General features: G+C 71.0%; 19 protein-coding genes. 12 read left to right on the forward strand and 7 right to left on the reverse strand.

Annotated features, from left to right (window positions below; translation table 11 throughout):
- Positions 1-264: 264 nt before the first annotated feature.
- From ACFVGW_RS04375 to ACFVGW_RS04385, 3 genes are all read left to right on the forward strand, one after another.
- Positions 265-720 carry an SsgA family sporulation/cell division regulator gene (locus tag ACFVGW_RS04375; RefSeq protein WP_385850727.1) on the forward strand — a complete coding sequence of 152 codons (456 nt, stop codon included), beginning with the start codon at positions 265-267 and terminating at the stop codon, positions 718-720.
- 52 nt (positions 721-772) lie between these two features.
- Entirely contained in the window at positions 773-1,033 is a 261-nt protein-coding gene (locus ACFVGW_RS04380) for a WhiB family transcriptional regulator (protein WP_385851009.1), read from the forward strand.
- A 73-nt stretch (positions 1,034-1,106) separates the two neighbouring features.
- A complete protein-coding gene (locus ACFVGW_RS04385; RefSeq protein WP_385851010.1) occupies positions 1,107-1,442 on the forward strand; it encodes a DUF4440 domain-containing protein in 336 nt (111 codons plus the stop codon).
- A 101-nt stretch (positions 1,443-1,543) separates the two neighbouring features.
- Here ACFVGW_RS04385 and ACFVGW_RS04390 read toward each other — a convergent pair whose 3' ends face one another.
- Positions 1,544-1,750 carry a hypothetical protein gene (locus tag ACFVGW_RS04390; protein WP_383220777.1) on the reverse strand — a complete coding sequence of 69 codons (207 nt, stop codon included), beginning with the start codon at positions 1,748-1,750 and terminating at the stop codon, positions 1,544-1,546.
- Positions 1,751-1,955: 205 nt separating this feature from the next.
- On the opposite strand from ACFVGW_RS04390, the gene ACFVGW_RS04395 reads away from it, so the two are divergent.
- Entirely contained in the window at positions 1,956-2,387 is a 432-nt protein-coding gene (locus tag ACFVGW_RS04395) for a hypothetical protein (protein WP_385850728.1), read from the forward strand.
- A gap of 90 nt (positions 2,388-2,477) precedes the next feature.
- On the opposite strand, the gene ACFVGW_RS04400 is transcribed toward ACFVGW_RS04395, so the two are convergent.
- The 6 genes from ACFVGW_RS04400 to ACFVGW_RS04425 form a co-directional block, all read right to left on the reverse strand.
- Positions 2,478-3,338, reverse strand: a complete 861-nt coding sequence (locus tag ACFVGW_RS04400) for an RNA polymerase sigma factor SigF (RefSeq protein WP_352186676.1) — start codon at positions 3,336-3,338, stop codon at positions 2,478-2,480.
- A 101-nt stretch (positions 3,339-3,439) separates the two neighbouring features.
- Positions 3,440-3,883, reverse strand: coding sequence for an ATP-binding protein (locus tag ACFVGW_RS04405; protein WP_352186677.1), 444 nt, complete (start codon positions 3,881-3,883; stop codon positions 3,440-3,442).
- A 133-nt stretch (positions 3,884-4,016) separates the two neighbouring features.
- Complete coding sequence (locus ACFVGW_RS04410; protein WP_383220774.1) at positions 4,017-4,178, reverse strand: hydrophobic protein; 162 nt, start codon at positions 4,176-4,178, stop codon at positions 4,017-4,019.
- Positions 4,179-4,322: 144 nt separating this feature from the next.
- Complete coding sequence (locus ACFVGW_RS04415; RefSeq protein WP_385850729.1) at positions 4,323-5,279, reverse strand: aldo/keto reductase family oxidoreductase; 957 nt, start codon at positions 5,277-5,279, stop codon at positions 4,323-4,325.
- A 138-nt stretch (positions 5,280-5,417) separates the two neighbouring features.
- Positions 5,418-6,170, reverse strand: coding sequence for a hypothetical protein (locus ACFVGW_RS04420; protein ID WP_385850730.1), 753 nt, complete (start codon positions 6,168-6,170; stop codon positions 5,418-5,420).
- Positions 6,170-6,799 (reverse strand): hypothetical protein, encoded by a 630-nt coding sequence (locus ACFVGW_RS04425; RefSeq protein ID WP_385850731.1) that lies wholly within the window; start codon positions 6,797-6,799, stop codon positions 6,170-6,172. Before ACFVGW_RS04425 ends, ACFVGW_RS04420 begins: the two co-directional genes overlap by 1 nt.
- Before the next feature lie 171 nt (positions 6,800-6,970).
- On the opposite strand from ACFVGW_RS04425, the gene ACFVGW_RS04430 reads away from it, so the two are divergent.
- From ACFVGW_RS04430 to ACFVGW_RS04465, 8 genes are all read left to right on the forward strand, one after another.
- Positions 6,971-7,318 (forward strand): YkvA family protein, encoded by a 348-nt coding sequence (locus ACFVGW_RS04430; protein WP_385850732.1) that lies wholly within the window; start codon positions 6,971-6,973, stop codon positions 7,316-7,318.
- Between the two features lie 137 nt (positions 7,319-7,455).
- Positions 7,456-8,871: a gluconokinase, GntK/IdnK-type gene (locus ACFVGW_RS04435; RefSeq protein ID WP_385850733.1), complete on the forward strand. Its 1,416-nt coding sequence runs from the start codon at positions 7,456-7,458 to the stop codon at positions 8,869-8,871.
- A gap of 32 nt (positions 8,872-8,903) precedes the next feature.
- A complete protein-coding gene (locus ACFVGW_RS04440) occupies positions 8,904-9,821 on the forward strand; it encodes a cyclase family protein (protein WP_385851011.1) in 918 nt (305 codons plus the stop codon).
- Positions 9,822-9,979: 158 nt separating this feature from the next.
- Positions 9,980-11,560 (forward strand): GMC oxidoreductase, encoded by a 1,581-nt coding sequence (locus ACFVGW_RS04445; protein WP_385850734.1) that lies wholly within the window; start codon positions 9,980-9,982, stop codon positions 11,558-11,560.
- 167 nt (positions 11,561-11,727) lie between these two features.
- Positions 11,728-12,567: an SDR family oxidoreductase gene (locus tag ACFVGW_RS04450; protein WP_385850735.1), complete on the forward strand. Its 840-nt coding sequence runs from the start codon at positions 11,728-11,730 to the stop codon at positions 12,565-12,567.
- Positions 12,568-12,609: 42 nt separating this feature from the next.
- Complete coding sequence (locus ACFVGW_RS04455; protein WP_385850736.1) at positions 12,610-14,085, forward strand: cytochrome ubiquinol oxidase subunit I; 1,476 nt, start codon at positions 12,610-12,612, stop codon at positions 14,083-14,085.
- Positions 14,082-15,140 carry a cytochrome d ubiquinol oxidase subunit II gene (locus ACFVGW_RS04460; RefSeq protein WP_385850737.1) on the forward strand — a complete coding sequence of 353 codons (1,059 nt, stop codon included), beginning with the start codon at positions 14,082-14,084 and terminating at the stop codon, positions 15,138-15,140. Before ACFVGW_RS04455 ends, ACFVGW_RS04460 begins: the two co-directional genes overlap by 4 nt.
- Before the next feature lie 60 nt (positions 15,141-15,200).
- On the forward strand, positions 15,201-16,976 hold the full coding sequence (locus ACFVGW_RS04465; RefSeq protein WP_385850738.1) for a cation:proton antiporter: 1,776 nt from the start codon (positions 15,201-15,203) through the stop codon (positions 16,974-16,976).
- The last annotated feature ends 8 nt before the right edge of the window (positions 16,977-16,984 follow it).

A 16,984-nucleotide genomic window follows, 5' to 3' on the forward strand; every position in this document is an offset into this window, starting at 1 on the left:
GGCCAACGGAACGCTGCCGTCCTCCTCTTCCGTATGCCTTTCCCTGCGGGGCGCCTGCCCCGCCTCGGCTCCGCCTGCCCCGAGCCGGGCCAGGCATTCGCCCGAGTGAGCCCGAACCGAACCTGGAAGCGAGAATTCCGGCCCCGGGCATGCCTTTCACGCCCCTCTCACAGAGAGCAGGCGTGAAATCCCGGTCCGCGGTTACGAGCGGGGGTACGGCGCCGTTAGGACGGCGCGCGACTGCCCCCGACGGAACGGGTGACGATGTCTGAATCGAGCCGGCACGAGACCGCCCAGCCACCCCCGGCACCTCTGGTGCGGTCGTGGCGGACCACGGCGCGCCGGATCCACGGAGGGATCGGTCTGCCCGTCGAGGCGACGTTCCACTACGACCCCGACGACCCCTGGGCGGTACGCGTCGCCTTCCGGCCTCCGCTGGGCGAGACGGTCGACTGGACGTTCTCCCGTGAGCTGCTGCGCTCCGGGACCCGCGTCCTGAGCGGCGAGGGCGACGTCCGGCTGTGTCCCCTGCGCCGCGGAGGCAGGGAGGGGCGCGTCCGCATGCGACTGGGCCCGGTCGAGCGGTTCGCCGTGGTCGACGTCGACCGCGCGGGTCTGCGGAGCTGGCTGGGCGAGACGTACGGCGCCGTGCCCGAAGGAGAGGAGGCCGCGCGGATCGTCTGGGCGGCCGAGACCTCATCGCTGTTCGCGCGGCCGTAGACCCGGAGATCCCGCGCGACGGACACACGTATGGAGACGACAGGAGGACATGATGTTGGACAGCTGGCGTGCACGTGCGGCCTGCCAGGATGTCGACCCCGACCTCTTCTTCCCGGTGGGGACGGGAGCACCGGCACTGATGCAGGTCGAGGAGGCCAAGGAGGTCTGCCGACGCTGCCCGGTGAGGGAGGAATGCCTGCGCTGGGCGATGGACGACTCCCGCCAGGTGACGGGCGTGTGGGGCGGCCTGGACGAGGGCGAACGGCAGTCGCTGAAGCGAAGGGCGCGCCGCCGGGCGAACAGGTCGGATTGAGGCGGGCGATGATACCGGGGTGAACGATGAAGCGAACGAGGTAGACGAGGCGATCAGGGGCGAGCTGCGGCTCATGGACCCGGAGGTGCGGACGTCGCGGGCGGAGGCCAGGCAACTCCTGGACCCGGAGTTCGTGGAGGTCGGCGCCTCGGGCCGGCGATGGTCGTACGAGCAGATGCTGGCCGAGTTGCCGGCCATGACCGGCAACTCGGCGCAGGGCCCCCGGTACGAGCCGTCGGGCATGACGGGCGTCGTGCTGGCTCCGGGTGTGGTGCACCTGACGTACGAGACCGAGATCGAGGGCCGCCGGGCGCGCCGGAGCTCGCTGTGGCGCAGATCGTCGGACGAAGGGGCGGGCTGGCGCATGTACTACCACCAGGCCACGCCCATCCCGTCCCGGGGCGACTAGGCCCACCGCGCAGCGGCTCGTCGGCGAGTGGGTGAGGTGAGGTGACACGGCCAGAGCACTGATCGCGCGTCACCTCACCTCCAGGTCGCTACGGCGACGCGTCAGAAGAAGTACGAGCCGTCGACCGTGCCGTCCGCGTTGTGGCTGGCGATGAACTCACCGCCCGCCTGGGCCGGTTCGAGGTTGGCGAAGTCGACGGCATCCTGCCAGCTGGGCCAGCCGGCGACGGCCAGCCAGGTCGCGCCCGGGGCCGCGGCCTGCTCCTTGCTGCGGGCCGCCTTGAGGTCGCGGGCTTCATTGATCGACATGGCCATGGGACATCCCTTCCTTGGTGACTTACAGTAGCTGAATCGTAGCCTATCGTCACACAATGTGAGCGCATATGCCACGGCGGTAGCTCACGCGCGTGTCGGATCAGCCGGGCGCGGCTGTGGATCCTCCGCAAGCGGGGAGCCAGGCACTGTCCGGCGAATCCCGGTGCCGGGGAAGCCCCGGGTCGGGCAGGATGCGGCGGTGGACTGCTGGGAGTACTTCATCGCGCCGGACGACGAATCGGCCGCACAGGTGCAGGGGTTCGGAACGGCCGGCGCGTTCGAAGCGGTGCTCGTGGGCGACTACGATCCGTCCGATGCCGTGGTCGAGTGGGAGGGGCTGTTCACCGGGGTGACCCCGGAGGCGCTCGTCCACGCCGGCGAGCCGTGGATGCTGACGTGGCTCACCAACGACGGCACGTACGTCTTCGTGTTCTCGGAGCGTCTGCAGAAATCACTCGGCACGGCGGATCGGGAACAGCTCGACTCCGTCGCCCGAGCCTGGTCCCGTCTGCGTCGGGAGGCCGGCGACGACATCGCCGAGGCCGAGGCGGTCGACCACCTCGCCGACCTCGCCGGCTTGGCGCGCAGGGCCACGGACCAGGGGCTCCGGGTCTACTGCTCCGTGACCTAGGCGGGCACCCGTGGTTCTCCGTGTACGCACGGAACGGCCTCACCAGAAGGGGGTTGGTGAGGCCGTTCCGCCGTGGGGGGGGGGAGATGGTCACGACTCGTCGAGCATGCCCTTGCGCAGTTGCTCCAGGTTGCGGGAGAGCAGGCGGGAGACGTGCATCTGGGAGATGCCGAGCTCCTTGCCGATCTCCGACTGCGTCCGCTCCTCGACGAAACGCAGATGCAGGATCCGGCGGCTGCGTTCGTCGAGTTCCACCAGCAGCGGCGCCAGCGTGTGGAACTCCTCGAAGAGTTCGAGCGCCGGGTCCTCCACTCCGATGAACTCGGCGAGCGCCGTGGCGTCGTCCTCGCCGTCAGGGCCGATGGCCGCGTCGAGTGAAGCCGAGTTGTAGCCGTTCGAGGCGATCCGTGCCTCGATCACCTCGTCCTCGGAGAGGTTCATCAGGCTCGCCAGCTCCGCCACGCTCGGCGCGCGGCCGAGCCGGGAGCTCAGTTCGTCGGTGGCCTTGGCCAGCTCCAGCCGGGCTTCCTGCAACCGGCGCGGTACGTGGACCGCCCAGGAGGTGTCGCGGAAGAAGCGCTTGATCTCACCGACGATGTACGGGATGGCGAAGCTGGTGAACTCCACCTCCCTGGAGAGGTCGAACCGGTCGATGGCCTTGATCAGACCGATGGTTCCGACCTGGACGATGTCCTCCATCTCGTCGCCGCGGGCCCCCCGGAAGCGGCCGGCCGCGTAGCGGACGAGCGACATGTTCATCTCGATCAGCGTGTTGCGCGCGTACTGGTACTCGTGCGTCCCCTCCTCCAACACCGCCAGCTTGTCGAAGAACACCTTCGACAGCTCCCGCGCGTCCTTCGGAGCGACCTTGCGGGGAGATTCGAGTACGGGAAGGTCCTCCGTACCCGTCTCGACACCAGTCCTCGTCTCCGTCGTCACCTCGGTCGGCACTTGATGACCTTCTCTCGTCCGTCGGCAGCGGTTGCCCCCCGTGCTGGCTTCGCCTACCCCCACTTCCCCAGGACATGTCAGTCGACTTTCAGCCAGCTGTTTCAAGCCAGCGAGAGACGGGCCCGCACCCGCTTCCCGGTCAACTCCCGCTCCACGCGCACGCTCTCACACACCGCCACGACGATCTCGAGACCGTGCTGGCCGACGCGCTGGGGATCGTGGGGCCGGGGTGCGGGGGCGGCGTCGAGCCGGTCGGCCACCGAGATGTCCAAGGCGTCCTCGAACCATTCGAGAAGCACCCGGAAGGGGCCCGGCGCGTGCCGTACCGCGTTGGTCACCAGTTCGCTGACCACCAGGCGGGCCACGTCGACACGCTCCTGGGGCACCGGTTCGCCGCCGGCGGCCGGTGCGGCGGTGAGGAAGTCGGCCGCGAAGTCGCGGGCCGACGCGATCGTCGTCACTCCCATGTCGGCCTCCTCGTAGGCCACGCTCGCCGACAGCGACGGCCGACGCACCGCGCTCGCCGTGCCGTTCACCTCACCCATCGCCCGTCCTCCTTCGCATGATGCCGTCCTTTCTTCTGTTTCCCGGATTCCCCTGACTGCCCGCCGCACACAAGCCCGTGGGCGCCACCCCGTCGAGGGTTGGCGCCCACGGACCCGGGACACGACGCGCTCACTACCAGCGGTACCAGCGGCCCGTACGCCCCTGGGGCCGGACCACGAAGCCCAGCAACCAGAGGATGAGCGCGAGCACGGCTATCCACCACAGCGCCTTCACCGCGAAACCGGCGCCGAAGAGAACCAGCACGATCAGCAGAACCAAAAGAAGAGGAACCATTCCTATCGACCTCCAGGTGCTTCGCCTGCCCCGCAGTTCGTCAGACATCCCTGCGCATGCGCGAGTTCTCTCGGAGAATCGGAAATCGGAAATCGGGAATGGGAATGGGGATGGGAAGGGGAAGGGGAATCGGGATTTCTTCGGCTACGGCAGTGCGGCGCCCCGGGCGGAGATCCACAGGGCGTACCACTCGTCGTGGCTCAGGTCCGGCTCGCCCGTCGCCGCGTCCCGGCAGGCCCGGATGCGCTCAGGGTTCGAGGTACCGATGACAGGGGCGATGCGGGCCGGGTGGCGCCGCAGCCACCAGAGCACGATCGTCTCCGGTGTGGTGCCCTTGGCCTCGGCGAGCGAGGCCACCAGCGCGGCCGTGGCCGTCTCCTCCGGGGTCCCGGGTGCCGCCCCGGTGTAGCGGCCCTGTGCCAGCGACCCCCACGCCTGCAGTTCGATGCCGTGGGTCAGGCAGTGCTCGACGGTACCGGCGGGGAAACCGTTGGCCGCGGACTCCGGGACGTTGACGAGGACACCGTCCTCCAGCCAGGCGCGCCGGTGCAGGCTCATCTCCAGCTGGTTGGCCACGAGCGGCAGGTCCATGTGGGCCTGGAGCCGGGCGATCTGCGCGGCGTTCATGTTCGAGACACCGAAGCGGCGCACGAGCCCCTGCCGGTGGAGGGAGGTCAGGGCATCGGCGATGTCGGCGGGGTCCGCGAGCGGGTCGGGGCGGTGCAGGAGAAGGACGTCGAGGACGTCGGTGCGCAGCCGCCGCAGACTCTCCTCGACCCGGCGGACGATGGAGGAGCCTCGCAGGTCGTACAGGCCCGGCCGGTCCCCTTCGGGCAGGCGGATGCCGCACTTGGTCTGCAGGGTGATCCGCTCACGCAGGCCGGCCGAGCGGGCCAGGACCTCGCCGAAGACCGCCTCCGACTTTCCGTGCCGGTAGATGTCGGCATGGTCGAACGCGGTGATGCCGCTGTCCAGCGCCGCCTCGACGGCGGTCTCCGCCTCGTCGATGTCGGCGGCCGTGTGGGGCGCCGGGTCCCAGCCTCCGCCGAGGCCCATGCAGCCGAAGAGGAGGTGGTGGTCGGTCTTCTCGGGCGTCGTCACCGGGCCACTTTCGCACACGTACTCGAGACGGTGCCACGACCGGTCGATGCGGGGTTCTCCGGCGGGGACGAGCCGCACGGCGGAAGCCCCCATGGGGAGCCATGGGGGCTTCCGCGCTCCGCGGTGGGCGGAGCCGGGTCACGCCCTGAGCAGCCGTTCCGTCACCTCGCGGTAGGTCCGCAGGGTGAGCCGGAGCTGCTCGGTGTCGGGACCCGGCCCGTCCGCGCCGCCGTTCTCCTGCCAGCCCGCCCGCAACGCGGTGCTGCGGTCCCGCAGGGCGGCGATGAGCTCTCGCTCCGCCGCGGCGAGCACCTCGGCCGCCTCGGCGACCGAGCCCCGGGGCGAGTCGACGAACCCCGCGAGCGCATGGTGCAGGCGCTGTCCGAGGCGGTCGCGTTCGCCCTCACCGAGGAGCTGCCCGGCCGGGCCTCCGTCGGCGTCGGCACCGTGTCCCGTACGGGCCGCGGAGCCGTCGTCCGGCCGGTCCGTCGTGTCCCGTCCGCGAGGCGCGGCGGGGGTCGCGGCGGGAGCGTTCGTGCGGCTCCCACCGCTCCTGCCCGTGGCACCGGGGTCGCCGGGCGGGACGGCGGATTGGGGCGCCTTCGACAGCGGCATGGCCGGAGGCGGGGCCGGCGGAGCCGGTGTGCGCGGGGCGGGGAGCGGGGGCGGCGGCGGGGGCGCGCCGACCGGCGGCACCGTGGGATCGCCGGTGCGCTGGGCGGGCACGGGCGCGGAGGGTACTCCCCCGTTCCCGGTGGGCGCCGGTCCGCCGGCGCCGCCCGCCGCGCCCGGGGCCTTCGCGGCCTCGGGTGCGATGTCGCGCCGCGTTTCGCGCCGCGCACCGCCCTCGGCCCCGCCCGCTGCCCGCCGGTCCCGGTTCTCGCGTGCCATCACGCACCACTTCCCTTCGGCTTGAGGAGATGCCTGCGGTCGTGCCCGGCCACCGGCCGTGTCCGTGCGCCCTGGGTGGCGGTCGGGCTCCCGGCCGCCGTCAGGCCCTCGAACAGGGCACGTGCGTGCACCAGCGCCTCCCGCAGCTCCTCCGTGGAGGCCGCGTCGGAGCGCGCCGCGCGGTGTACCGTGCGCAGGCCCTCCACGTGGTGCGGATGGTGGACCGACAGGGCGGCGAGCTGTTCCTCGCGCCGGTCGGGCTCCGGGAAGCCCCGGGTCGCGGCGATCCGGGTGAGGAGCTCCTCGGCGTCGGCGACGGCCTGCCGCGGCGCGTCGACGAAGCGCTCCTGGAGCATCGTCCACTGAGCGGAGTAGTGCTCGCGGACCGCCTGCTCCAGCGGCAGGGGGCGGATGCCGCCGTGCCGCTCGACCCGCTCACGCAGATCGCGGTGGGCGGCCTCGCTGTCACCCCCGTGCCTCTCCAGGGCGCGGTCGTACTCGGGGCCGAAACGTCGCCTGAGGGAGCGCGTGCCGCTGCCCGTGCCCATGCGGGCCCGGAGCAGGAAACCGGCCGCCACCAGTGCGGCGACCACCGCCGCGAGGACGAGAACTGTGGTCAGGGTCGACATGGCTGCCTTCCTCGATCGTGACTCCTGGCTGGCTTTTCGTCACTGCTTGTTGGGCGCCTGTCGGTTCGGCTTGCCGCTTCCCGGGCGGTCAAACCCCTCACAACCGTCGTAGCCTCGTAACCGTCGCGGACGATCGGCGCGGCCTGGGCCGTACGAGGGTAGGAGTGCAGCATGGACAGCTCCCTCTGGCTCCTCGTGGCCCTGGTTCTCCTGCTCGTGGCGGCGGGGTTCGCCGCCGTTCTGCTCGTACGCGTCTTCCAGGCTCGGCGGCTGCTGGTGGACGCCGGGGTCCCGTTGCAGTCCAAGGCTCTGTTCTGGGCGGCGGTGGTGTACACGGTCTCGCCCGTCGACCTGATCCCGGACCCCGTGTACCTGGACGACATCGGCGTGCTCCTGGTCGCCCTGAAGGCCCTGCACGCGGCGGCCGCGGGGAGCGGGGCGGCCGTCAGGAGGTCGCCCGCGGGTACGGACGCGGACGCCTCGGTCAGCCGTCCGGCGAGGATTCCGCCGCCCCAGTGACCCGTGGGCCCCCAGTGACCCGGGGCCCCAGTGCCCCGTGGGCCCCGACGTGCGGCGGGGGACGGCGGGCGTCAGATTGGAGGTATCCGCCCCGTGGGGCGGACACGCTTCGGCGGGCGACGACGGAGGAGCCGGTCATGACGCCGCAACTGGTGCTCGTCGTCGGCGTCGCCGGGTCGGGCAAGACGACCGTGGGGCGCCTTCTCGCCGAGCGGCTGGGCTGGGCGTACCAGGACGCGGACGAGCTCCACTCCGAGGCCGACCGCGCCTTGATGGCCGCTGGTCATCCCCTGTCGGACCGCGACCGGGAGCCGTGGCTCCGAGCGGTGCGGGAGTGGATGGACCAGATGATCGCGGCCCGTCGGCAGGCCGTCGTGAGCTGCTCGGCGCTCAAGCGTGACTACCGGGACGCGCTGCTGGCAGGGCGCCCCGAGATCCTTCTGGTGTACCTGCACGGTTCACGCGAGCTGCTGCGGTCCCGGCTGGCCGCGCGTCGCGGTCACTTCTTCCCGGTGTCGCTGCTGGACAGCCAGCTCGCGGCGCTCCAGGAGCCCGAGCCCGACGAGCACGCGGTGGCCGTGGAGGTGGACCAGTCTCCGGAGGCCGTCGTCGCGGCGGTCCTGGCGCTCATGTCGCGCAGCTCCACGGGCACCTCATGGGAGCTCGTCCGAGGAGACCAGAGCGCCGTCGTGGTTCAGCTGGGCGGCGCCCTGCGCGACTACGTCGCCGGCGGGCGACCGCTGCTCGACGGGTTCTCCGAGGGGTCCGCCATCCGGGGCGGGCGAGGCCAGCTGCTCGTCCCGTGGCCGAACCGCGTGGGCGACGGGCTGTACGGGTTCGACGGCAGGAGTCTGCAACTCCCCCTGAACGAGGTGGAGAAGGGCAACGCGATCCACGGACTTCTCCGCTGGGTCCTGTGGCAGCCGCTCGCCCGCACCGAGGACTCGTTGATGCTCGGGACCACGCTCTGCCCCCAGCCCGGGTATCCGTTCCTCCTCGATGTACGTGTCGAGTACCGGCTGGGGCCGGACGGTCTCGGCATCACCCTCCACGCCACCAACACCGGTACCGAGCCCGCGCCTTACGGCGTCGGTCAGCATCCTTACCTGACGGTCGGCACCGACCTCGTCGACAGCGCCGTGCTGACCGTGCCCGCCCGGTATCTGCTGCGGACCGACGACAGGGGTCTGCCCGTCGGACGCGAGCCCGTCGACGGCACCCCGTACGACTTCCGCACGGCCCGCCCCATCGGCGATCTGCGCCTGGACACGGCCTTCACCGGACTCGACCGCGCCCCTGACGGGCGGGCGGTCGTGCGGCTCGCGCACCCCTCGGGACTGCACGGCGTCGATCTCTGGCTGGGCGAGGGAACCCGGTACGTGCAGGTGTTCACGGGCGACACCCTGCCCGAGCCCGAACGGCGGCGGGGGGTCGCCGTGGAGGCGATGTCCTGTCCGGCGGACGCCTTCCGCAGCGGTACGGACCTCACCGTCCTGCGGCCGGGCGCGACCCATGTGCTCCGCTGGGGCCTGAGCCCGTGGAGGAACGCGTGACTCCGCCCGGCGAACCGCCGCAGGCCGGGGACATGACCGCGCTCGACTTCCGGGCGCTCTACGAGCGGCTGAGGGCGGGGGCGGCTCCGCCGACGGTGGACGGGCCGTACGGCGCGCTCCGCCTTCTGACGCCCGAACGGGTGGCGGCGGCCGCCGCGGAGGTACGCACCGGACGCACGGTGTCGCTGGCCGCGCCGATCGACACCGTGCGGGGCCCGGACGACCCCGAGCCGGCGGTGCACCGGATGACCGGACCGCGTGCGGACGACATCGGCGCGGACGGGCTGTACTTCGCCACGGACCGTTTCTCCATGAACGTGCACGGCGACGCGGACAGCCATCTCGACGCCCTGTGCCATGTCCTGTTCGACGGTGAGCTGTACGGCGGTGTGCCCGCGAGCACGGTGACGCCCGAGGGCGCCCGCAGGCTCTCCGTGGACCGGCTCGGGGACGGCATCGTCGGACGGGGCGTCCTGCTGGACATCCCGCGGCTGCGCGGCGTGCCCTGGCTGGAGCCGGGCGACCATGTGACCTCGGGCGATCTGACGGCCGCCGAGGCCGCGCAAGGGGTCCGCGTCGGACCGGGCGACCTGCTGTTCGTGAGGGTCGGGCATCGTCTGAGGCGTACGGAACTGGGGCCCTGGGACGTGGCCGGGGCGCGCGTGGGTCTCCACCCGACCGCCGTGGAGTTCCTGGCCGAGCGCGAGGTCGCGGTCCTGGGCGGAGACGGCAACAACGACACGGCGCCCAGCGCGGTGAGGGACGTCGCCTTTCCCGTACACGTCCTGGCCATCCACGCCATGGGCATCCATCTCATGGACTACCTGCGGTTCGAGGAGCTCGCCCCGGCCTGCGCCGAGGCCGGCCGCTGGAGCTTCCTGTGCGTGGTGGCGCCCCTGCGGCTGACCGGAGCGACAGGGTCGCCGGTGAACCCGATCGCGGTGCTCTGAGGGCGGGTCGGGACGCGCGCAGGGGGCACCGCTCCGGTCGCCGTCCCCGGGGAGGCCGGATACGTTCGAGAGAGGTGGGACCGCCGGCCCCTCGGCCGGCGGGGGCGCGAGGCGCCTGACACCAGGTCGGGGCCGTGATCCCAAGGACGGTGGTCGCCGTGGGCGACGCCCCTCACTACGACGTCATCATCATCGGCACCGGTGCCGGCGGAGGGACTCTCGCCCATCGCCTCGCGCCGTCGGGCAAACGGGTCCTCCTCGTCGAACGCGGTGGCTACCTTCCGCGTGAGCGGGACAACTGGGACTCGACGGCCGTGTTCGTCAAGGGCAAGTACCGGGCCCCGGAGTTCTGGCTCGACAAGAACGGCGCCGAGTTCCCGCCCGAGGTCAACTACTACGTCGGCGGCAACACCAAGTTCTACGGGGCGGCGCTCTTCCGGTTGCGGCCCGAGGACTTCGGCGAGCTGCGTCATCACGGCGGGATCTCTCCCGCCTGGCCGCTCCGGTACGAGGATCTGGAGCCGTACTACACGCAGGCCGAGCACCTGTACCTGGTCCACGGACGGCACGGCGAGGACCCGGGCGAGGGCCCCGTCAGCGCGCAGTACGCCCATCCGCCCGTGGAGCACGAGCCGCGCATCCAGCAGCTCAGCGACGACCTCGAGAAGCGTGGCCTGCACCCGTTCCACCTGCCGATCGGCGTCAACCTGAGCCAGGAGGACGGGGGTCGGCCCACCCACTCCAGTGTCTGTATCCGGTGCAACCGGGTCGACGGTTTCCCGTGCCTGGTGCGCGGCAAGTCGGACGCCGAGGTCATCTGCGTCGAACCGGCTCTGGAGCACCCGAACGTCGAGATGGTCACGCATACACAGGTGGTGCGGCTGGAGACCGATGACGGTGGCCGCCGTGTCAGCGCGGTCGTCGGCCGGCTTCCCGACGGTTCGGAGGTCCGGTTCACCGCGGACGTGGTGGTCGTCTCCTGCGGGGCGGTCAACTCCGCGGCGCTGCTGCTCGCCTCGGCGAACGAGCACCATCCCCGTGGTCTCGCGAACAGCTCGGACGTGGTCGGCCGGTTCTACATGCGGCACAACAACGCGGCACTGATGGCCGTGTCGAAGGAACCCAACGACACCCAGTTCCAGAAGACCCTGGCCCTGCACGACTGGTACCTCGGCGCGGACGACTGGGACTTCCCGCTGGGCGGGATCCAGATGCTGGGCAAGTCGGACGCCGAGCAGATCCACGGCGAGGCCCCGCGGTGGGCCGGTGCCGTGTCACCCGACATGCCGTTCGAGGTACTGGCCCATCACGCAGTCGACTTCTGGCTCTGCGGTGAGGATCTGCCGCTCGCGGACAACCGGGTCACCCTCGACGGCGACGGCCGTATCCGGCTCGCTCTCGACGAGAGCAACAACATCGAGGGCCTGAAGCGACTGCGGCACAAACTCCAGGGAATGCTGGGTCACTTGGGCATGCACGAGCACCGGCTGCTGTCGCACAGCATCTATCTGCACAAGGGCATGCCGATCGGAGCGACGGCGCACCAGGCGGGCACCGTGCGCTTCGGCAGCGATCCCGCCGCCTCCGCGCTGGACGTGAACTGCAAGGCCCACGATCTCGACAACCTGTACGTCGTCGACACGAGCTTCTTCCCGAGCATCGGCGCGGTCAACCCGTCCCTGACCGCCATCGCCAATGCCCTCCGCGTCGGCGAGCACCTCCTGGCCCGGCTGGGCTGAGCGCGGCGCCCGAAGCTGCCGCTGGTCCGTCCGGACGAAGATGCTGGATCCAACGGCCTAAGACCGATTCCGAGGGCATGCCGATCGCCCCTTCGGGTGGTTGCGTGATGCCGCCCGGCCGTGTCGACGCCGGGCGGCACATCCGCGCGGCGAGGAGGCAGTACGGCATGGACTCCACTGTGGAACAACCGCAGGGCGTGATCCCCGCACGCTTGCTGCACGGTCAGAAGGCCCTGGTCACCGGTGCCAATTCGGGGATCGGAAAGGCCACGGCCATCGGTCTGGGACGAGCCGGTGCCGATGTCGTCGTGAACTACGTGGCGGGCCGCGAGGCGGCCGAGGAGGTCGCCGCGGAGATCGCCTCGTTCGGGGTGCGCTCGGTGGCGTACGAGGCGGACGTGTCCGACGAGGGCCAGGTCGTCGCCATGATGGACCGGATGGTCCAGGAGTTCGGCACGATCGACGTGCTCGTGGCCAACGCGGGCCTGCAGCGGGACGCCCGGTTCACGGACATGACCATGGCCCAGTGGCAGAAGGTCCTCGACGTCAATCTGACCGGCCAGTTCCTCTGCGCCCGGGAGGCCGTCAAGGAGTTCCGGCGCCGCGGCGTCGTCCCGGAGGTGTCCCGGGCCGCAGGCAAGATCATCTGCATGAGTTCCGTGCACCAGGTCATCCCCTGGGCGGGTCACGTGAACTACGCGTCCTCCAAGGGAGGCGTGCAGATGATGATGCAGACCCTGGCCCAGGAGCTCGCTCCGGAGAAGATCCGCGTGAACGCGGTGGCCCCGGGGGCGATCAAGACGCCGATCAACCGCTCCGCCTGGGAGACGCCCGAGGCACGGAAGGACCTGCTGAGGCTCATCCCGTACGACCGGATCGGCGACCCCGACGACATCGCCAACGCCGTCGTCGCGCTCGCCTCCGACCTCATGGACTACGTGGTGGGAACGACTCTGTACGTGGACGGAGGCATGACTCTCTTCCCCGGCTTCGCCACCGGCGGATGACCCCCTCCCGGCCCCTCACATCCACGAACGGCGAAGGCACCAATGCCCACCTCGCTCCACCTGCTGGCGGAGGCTCCGGCCCAGCTCCTGCCGGCCAGGGAACTCATGGCGTTCACCCTGGCCTCCCACATCATCCTGGTTCCGCTCGGCGTGGCCTTTCCCTTCATCACCCTGGTCATGCACTACCGCGGGCTGCGCCGCAACGACGCCACGGCGCTGCTCCTGGCACGGCGGTGGTCGGCCGTGATGGCGGTGCAGTTCGCGCTGGGCATCGTCACCGGCACGGTGCTGTCGTTCGAGTTCGGGCTGTTGTGGCCGGGTCTGATGGGACGGTGGGGTGACGTCTTCGGCGTCGGATTCGGCGTCGAGGCGTGGGCCTTCTTCCTGGAGGCCGTGCTCATCGCCATCTACCTGTACGGGTGGCGCCGGCTGAAGCCGCGTACGCACTTCCTCCTGGGACTGCCCCTGCCGTTCGCCGCACTGCTCGGTGCGTTCGGCATCCTGGCCGCCAACTCCTGGATGAACACGCCCCAGGGCTTCTCGCTCGACTCCGAGGGCAACCCGGTCGACGTGGACGTCTGGAAGGCGATCTTCACACCCATGTTCGGTCCGCAGTACTGGCACTTCGTCGTGGCGATGGTGCTCACCGCGGGTTTCATGGTGTCCGGTGTCTATGCCATGGGCTGGCTGCGCGGCCGCCGGGACCACTACCACCGGCTCGGCTTCGCCGTGCCGTTCACCATCGCCGCTGTCGCCGCACCGGTGCAGTTCGTCCTCGGCGATTCCATCGCCCGGCAGGTCTTCCACAAGCAGCCGGTGAAGTTCGCGGCGCTGGAGATCGTCTGGAAGACCGACACCCGCGTGCCGGAGTACCTCTTCGGTCGGCTGCACGAGAACGGCACCGTCTCGGGCGGTATCAAGATCCCGCTGCTCGACTCGGTGCTGGCCGGGTTCAGTCCGGACACCGAGGTCAGGGGGCTGACCTCCGTTCCTGCGGACCAGCGGCCCACGGCGACGCAGGCGACCATCGCGCACTGGGCCTTCGACCTCATGGTCCTCATCGGGTCCGCGCTGGTGCTGCTCGCCCTCTGGTACGGGTTCGTCTGGCTGCGGCACCGCCGACTGCCCGCCTCGAAGTGGTTCTACCGCGCCGCCGCCTGTGCCGGTGTCGGCTCCGTCGTGGCCGTCGAGTGCGGCTGGATCGCCACCGAGGTGGGACGCCAGCCCTGGATCGTCTACCAGAACATGCGGGTCGCGGAGGCCGTGACCTCGACGCGCTCCACCACCCTGTGGATCATGCTCGGGGTGGTGATGGTGGTGTACGTCTTCCTCTTCGGCTCGTTCCTCGTCGTCCTGCTGAAGATGCGTACGCGCTGGCGACTCGCCGACGCGGAGCAGGCCGCGGGCGTCCCCACCCCGGAGGCTGACATCCCCTACGGGCCGCGGGCCCCACGTCCCCCGGACGACGTGCCCGCCGGCGGCCCGGGGACAGGCCGCAGCGGGGGTGCCGGCCCGTGACCGCCGACCTCATCGCCGTGGTGCTGCTCCTGGCCGTGACCGCGTACGCCTGTGCGGGCGGCACCGACTACGGCGCCGGCTTCTGGGACCTGACGGCCGGAGGGACGGACCGCGGCCGGCGCCCCCGCTGGCTCATCGACCACGCCATGGCTCCCGTGTGGGAGGTGAACAACGTCTGGCTCATCTTCGTCCTGGTCATCATGTGGACCGGCTTCCCCGTTCTGTTCCAGACCGTGTTCTCCGCGATGTGGCTCCCGCTCGCCCTGGCCGTCATCGGCATGGTCCTGCGGGGTGCCGGATTCGCGCTGCGCAAGCCCTCCCGACGGCTCGCCGGCCGGCGTCTGTACGGTGCCGTGTTCGCGGTGGCCTCGCTCGTCACGCCGTTCTTCCTCGGCGCCGCCGTCGGCGGGATCGCGTCGGAGCGCGTGGCTCCGGGGACCGAGGCCTCGGCGGACGTATGGACTAGCCCGACCTCACTCGTCTTCGGACTCGTCGCCATCGCGACCACCGCGTTCCTCGGGGCGGTGTTCCTCATGGGCGATGCCCGCAGGTTCGACGCGCCCGACCTGGTGGGCTACTTCCGGTGGCGGGCGCTCGGCAGTCTCGCCGTGCTCACCGTCCTGGCGGTGGTCACGGGGTTCGTCACGCACGAGGACGCCCCTCATGTGTGGCACGGTCTCACGCGTGGCCTGGGGCTGTTCTTCGTCATCCTGGCCGGGGTGGCCGCCCTCGCCACCGCCTGGCTGCTGTGGCAGTCGGCCGGAAGGTGGGTGGTGCGCGTCACGGGGGTCGGCGTCGTCGCGTCCGCCGTCATCGCCTGGGGCATGGCCCAACGCCCCTACCTGCTTCCCACCTCGCTGACCGTGGCCGACGCCGCGGGCTCTCCCTCCACGCTGACGTGGCTGGCGATCGTCACGCTGGTGGCCCTGCTGGTCGTCGTGCCCGCCGTCGTCCTCCTCTACTGGCTGGACTCGCACGGTGAGCTGGAGGAGCTCACGGAATCCGAGCTGCGGGGAGGCAGCGGCACCGGTGACGGAGCCGTACGCGACAGCTGATCCCGCACGTGTCCCGTCCGGACAACCCGTTCGCGCCCGTCCCCGACGGAGGAAGCCGCTGTGACCGACGACGAGATCCTTCTCGGCCTCGCACTGACGGTGGTGCTCGCCACCGGCTCGCAGATCCTGGCGGGCAGACTGCGCGTCCCCGCCCTGATCATCCTGCTTCCCGTCGGGTTCGCCGCCGGCGCGATGACGGACGTCATCCACCCCGACAAGCTGCTGGGGCCGACCTTCTCCGCCCTGGTGTCGCTGGCCGTCGCGGTGATCCTCTACGACGCCGGTCTGGGCCTCGACCTGCGCAAGCTGGCCCACCACACTCGGGGGATCGTGGGCAGGCTGCTCGTCTACGGCGTGCTGCTCATCTTCTTCGTCACCGCGACGATCGCACCGGCGATGTTCGACATGCCCCTGCGCGTGGCCGCGATGCTCGGCATGATCCTCGTCGTCTCGGGACCCACGGTCGTGGGGCCGATCCTCGACTTCGTGCGGCCGAGCGACAAGGTGCGCCGCATCCTGATCTGGGAGGGGACGCTGACCGACCCGATCGGCGGCATCCTCGGCGCCCTCACGTTCCACGCGGTCGCCTCGTCCCACCAGATCGACATCGGCCGGGGCTACCAGCTGGGCCAGTTCCTCCTCAGCATGGCCGTCGGGCTGGGCGGCGGGGTCGTGGGCACCGCACTGCTCTGGTTCACCCTGCGCACGCTCCGGCTCGGCGAGACCATGGGCACGCTCGCGCAGCTCGCCGTCGTGATCGGCGTGTCGGCCGGCTGTGACATCGTGCGGGACGACACGGGGCTCATCGCCGCGGTGATGGTGGGACTGGCCGTCGCCAACATCCGGGGCTTCGACATGCCGTCGCGCCGGCCCTTCTTCGAGACGCTGGTCCAGCTGATCATCGGGCTGCTCTTCATCTCCATCTCCTCCACCGTCACCCCGGCGTCCGTGGTGCCGGTGCTCCTTCCGGCACTCGGCCTGATCGCGATCCTCGTCCTGGTGGTCCGCCCCCTCGTGGCCTTCGGCGCCACGGCGCGTACGGATCTCTCGAAGGGCGAGCGCACCTTCATCGGATGGATGGACCCCCGCGGCATCGTCGCGGCGTCCACGGCCTCGGCCTTCTCCGCCGGCCTGGTGGAACGGGGGGTGAGCGGGGCGGCGAAGATCCTTCCGGTGACCTTCCTGGTCATCGTCGGGACCGTTCTGCTGTACGCGCTGACGGCGGCCCCGATGGCCAGACGGCTGGGTGTCGTCAAGGTGGCGGCCACGCGCGTACTCCTGGTGGGGGGCGAGCCATGGGTCGTCGACCTGGGCAGGACCCTGCGGTCCGCCGGCCTCGACATGCTGATGTGGGCGGGACTCGACGAGCAGCGCAAGAGGATCAAAGAAGCGGGACTCGCCCTGGCCAAGGGCGATCTGCTGGCCACGGCCATCAACCCCGGGGCGCGTCTGGAGGGCGTGACGGCCGTCTTCCTGGCCACCGACGACGACGACTTCAACGCGCTCGCCTCGATCGTGATGCAGGACAACGTCGACGGGCCCGTCTACCGGGTGGGGCCGCCGCACGACACCCACGGTGTGGTCGCTCCGTACACCGGTGGCGACATCCTCTTCGGCCGCGCCCTGGTCCGCCGGGTGCTGGCGGAACGCTACGCACGGGGCGCCCGGTTCGTGGTGCAGCCCGCCTCCGTTCCTCTGCCACCGGAGCACGACACGCTCTTCGTGGTACGGGCGGACCACCAACTGGATCCCGTCACGGAGACGAGGGACGCGACCCCGCGGGAGGGGGACACGCTCGTCCTCCTCGGGCCCGCGGCGGCCCCTCCCCCGCGCTGAGAGCCGGC

The sequence above is a fragment of the Streptomyces sp. NPDC127129 genome (genome assembly GCF_042671585.1).
Classification (GTDB): Bacteria; Actinomycetota; Actinomycetes; order Streptomycetales; family Streptomycetaceae; genus Streptomyces.

Bases quoted from the DNA above. Each gene is read 5' to 3' on its own strand.
- ACFVGW_RS04405 (WP_352186677.1), bottom strand. From the start codon at position 3,883: ATGGGTGAGGTGAACGGCACGGCGAGCGCGGTGCGTCGGCCGTCGCTG.
- ACFVGW_RS04375 (WP_385850727.1), top strand. From the start codon at position 265: ATGTCTGAATCGAGCCGGCACGAGACCGCCCAGCCACCCCCGGCACCT.
- ACFVGW_RS04425 (WP_385850731.1), bottom strand. From the start codon at position 6,799: ATGTCGACCCTGACCACAGTTCTCGTCCTCGCGGCGGTGGTCGCCGCA.
- ACFVGW_RS04455 (WP_385850736.1), top strand. From the start codon at position 12,610: ATGCCCACCTCGCTCCACCTGCTGGCGGAGGCTCCGGCCCAGCTCCTG.
- ACFVGW_RS04430 (WP_385850732.1), top strand. From the start codon at position 6,971: ATGGACAGCTCCCTCTGGCTCCTCGTGGCCCTGGTTCTCCTGCTCGTG.
- ACFVGW_RS04390 (WP_383220777.1), bottom strand. From the start codon at position 1,750: ATGTCGATCAATGAAGCCCGCGACCTCAAGGCGGCCCGCAGCAAGGAG.
- ACFVGW_RS04450 (WP_385850735.1), top strand. From the start codon at position 11,728: ATGGACTCCACTGTGGAACAACCGCAGGGCGTGATCCCCGCACGCTTG.
- ACFVGW_RS04410 (WP_383220774.1), bottom strand. From the start codon at position 4,178: ATGGTTCCTCTTCTTTTGGTTCTGCTGATCGTGCTGGTTCTCTTCGGC.
- ACFVGW_RS04420 (WP_385850730.1), bottom strand. From the start codon at position 6,170: ATGGCACGCGAGAACCGGGACCGGCGGGCAGCGGGCGGGGCCGAGGGC.
- ACFVGW_RS04435 (WP_385850733.1), top strand. From the start codon at position 7,456: ATGACGCCGCAACTGGTGCTCGTCGTCGGCGTCGCCGGGTCGGGCAAG.
- ACFVGW_RS04380 (WP_385851009.1), top strand. From the start codon at position 773: ATGTTGGACAGCTGGCGTGCACGTGCGGCCTGCCAGGATGTCGACCCC.
- ACFVGW_RS04385 (WP_385851010.1), top strand. From the start codon at position 1,107: ATGGACCCGGAGGTGCGGACGTCGCGGGCGGAGGCCAGGCAACTCCTG.
- ACFVGW_RS04440 (WP_385851011.1), top strand. From the start codon at position 8,904: ATGACCGCGCTCGACTTCCGGGCGCTCTACGAGCGGCTGAGGGCGGGG.